The 2,475-nt window shown below is 67.0% G+C and carries 3 protein-coding genes; 1 reads left to right on the forward strand and 2 read right to left on the reverse strand.

Annotation, left to right across the window (positions count from 1 at the left end):
- Positions 1–331 precede the first annotated feature (331 nt).
- Positions 332–832, forward strand: a complete 501-nt coding sequence (gene bldD, locus CM1CMNOD_RS15365; RefSeq protein ID WP_013874517.1) for a transcriptional regulator BldD — start codon at positions 332–334, stop codon at positions 830–832.
- Positions 833–1,198: 366 nt separating this feature from the next.
- Here bldD and nusB read toward each other — a convergent pair whose 3' ends face one another.
- Together nusB and efp are read right to left on the reverse strand one after the other, a co-directional pair.
- The gene (nusB, locus tag CM1CMNOD_RS15370; protein ID WP_013874518.1) at positions 1,199–1,615 is read right to left on the reverse strand and encodes a transcription antitermination factor NusB; all 417 of its coding nucleotides are present in this window, start codon (positions 1,613–1,615) and stop codon (positions 1,199–1,201) included.
- Positions 1,612–2,175, reverse strand: a complete 564-nt coding sequence (gene efp / locus CM1CMNOD_RS15375) for an elongation factor P (RefSeq protein WP_013874519.1) — start codon at positions 2,173–2,175, stop codon at positions 1,612–1,614. The genes nusB and efp overlap by 4 nt, the downstream gene beginning before the upstream one ends.
- Positions 2,176–2,475 lie beyond the last annotated feature (300 nt).

Below are 2,475 nucleotides of genomic sequence, written 5' to 3' on the forward strand. Positions count from 1 at the left end.
GTCCGGGGTGGGCGTGGTCATACCCGGGCCCTCCTTCCCCGCCTCACGGGACGGTCCTTAAAGGAGCGGTTCGGATGACGGTATCAGGCAGCACGCATTGTCACTGCACGTTACCTAACGGGAACCGCCCGCACGCGAACGGTCCGTGACGCAGAAATTCCTTACCCGTAACGCCTAGTGCAATCGATGGGCTACAGAAAGTGGTACAAAGAAAGTGTCGACACGACCCCCCTGGTGGTGAGCGACAACCGACCCAGGACTACTATCGGTAACCACCGGCGGCAAGAGCCCCGGTTCCACCTGATCGACCACGACGGGAGTGGGCACTCCGATGTCCGACTATGCGAAGGCGCTCGGTGCTCGGCTGCGAGCAATACGCACCCAGCAGGGGCTCTCGCTTCATGGCGTCGAGGAGAAGTCGCACGGGCGCTGGAAGGCTGTCGTCGTGGGCTCCTACGAACGCGGAGATCGCGCTGTTACGGTGCAGCGCCTGTCCGAACTGGCCGAGTTCTACGGTGTCCCCGTGGGAGAGCTCCTCCCCGAGGGTTCCACCGTGGCTCCGCTCGAGCAGTCTCCGCGCATCGTCCTCGACCTGGAACGGCTTTCCCAGGTTCCGAAGGAACACGGCGGCCCACTCGCCCGCTATGCGGCGACCATCCAGAGCCAGCGCGGGGACTACAACGGCCGCGTACTGTCCATCCGGTACGAGGACCTGCGTTCCCTGGCGGTCATCTACGACACCTCGCCGAGCAAGCTCACCGAGCAGCTCGTCTCATGGGGCGTCCTGAGCCCGGAACAGGGCCAGGAAGCCGGAATCAGCGAATCGGCCTGACCGGCCGCCGCCCGGGCCCCGCCTGACCGTAGACGGCGAGGCCACCAGACCTGCTCGCCGGTCCGCTCGGCCACCGGCGGAGCCACTGTCGTCTCCGCGCACACCACCGTCACGGGTGTCAACAGGCCCGAGCGGCTGACGGCGGCAGCTCGCTTCCTCCTGCCGCCGACGGAAGGTGAGCAGGTTTAGCCGGTTCGTCCCCGGCCTGGTCGGGGGCTACCCAGCTCTCGAACGAACAGGACCTCAACGCTGTTCCCGCAAGAGGCCACTGTTGCGGCGGGCCTCCCTGTTCCCATGGGTCTCCCATGACGGGCCTCCTACGAGCCGTTGTGCTCCTACGAGGCTCCTGCGAGCGCGCGGGTGCTTCTACGAGCGCGAGGTCCGGCCCAGTTTGAGGTCGAGCAGGCGCGCCAGCAGCCCGTTGACGAAGACCGGCGACCGCTCGGTCGACACCAGCCCGGCCAGCGCCACCGCCTCGTCGATGGCCACCCCGTCGGGGATGTCCTCACGCCACAGCAGTTCCAGCGCGCCGATCCGCAGAATGTTGCGGTCCACCGGCGGCATACGCTCGAGGGTCCATTCCTCGGCATGGTCGGAAAGCATCTCGTCGATGTCGGCAAGCCGCTCGACGACACCCTCGACGAGCGAGACCGTGTATTCGGGCACCGGCGGATCGGACTGGGCGAGCCGCTGCGCGAGCGTCTCGGTGAAGCTGCTCCCGCGCAGGTCCGCCTCGTAAAGGATGTCGAGAGCGCGCTTGCGGGCCTTCGACCGGGCGCTCAGCTCGTCACCCGGCCCAGGTAACGGCCGTCTCTGGTGTCCACCTTGACCTTCTCCCCGGTGGTGATGAACAGCGGCACCTGGATCGTGGCACCCGTCTCCAGCGTCGCCGGCTTGTTGCCACCGGTGGAACGGTCGCCCTGGACACCGGGCTCGGTCGCCGCGATGACCAGTTCGACGCTGGCGGGCAGCTCCACGTAGAGCGGCTCCCCGTCGTGCAGCGCGACCGTCGCCGTCGCGTTCTCCAGGATGTAGTCCGCCGCGTCGCCCACAACCGCCGGTGGGATCGGGATCTGGTCGAACGACTCGCTGTCCATGAAGACGAAATCAGCGCCGTCGCGGTAGAGGAAGCTCATCTCACGCCGGTCGACGGTCGCCACCTCGACCTTCACTCCGGCGTTGAAGGTACGGTCGACAACCTTGCCGGTCAGCACGTTCTTCAACGTCGTCCGGACGAAGGCCCCGCCCTTCCCGGGTTTGACGTGCTGAAACCCGACGACGTTCCACAGGGTGCCGTCGAGATCGAGCGTCATGCCGTTCTTCAGATCATTTGTGGTTGCCACTGCGCACAACTCTCCAGCCGGACCAGCAGGTTGGTCCGTTCGACTGACGGGGATCCCACGAAAGTCTAGTCTGCCCCGGGCGGCGCCTCCGGCGCGGCCCGGGGACCCCTGCCAGCCACACGCTCCTTACTTGTCGGTGCCGAATTGCCCCCGGCGATCCGGCACCGACCATCCCCACTGCAGCGCCTCCGGCGTGGTCCGGGGAGCGCGGCCAGTCACACACCGCCTGCCCGGTCGGCATCGCAGTGCTACGACGGTTGTGGATGACTACGCAGCGTCCGGGAGAGGGCGGGTGTCAGG

The sequence above is a fragment of the Protofrankia symbiont of Coriaria myrtifolia genome (assembly GCF_900634755.1).
Taxonomy (GTDB): Bacteria; Actinomycetota; Actinomycetes; order Frankiales; family Frankiaceae; genus Protofrankia; species Protofrankia coriariae.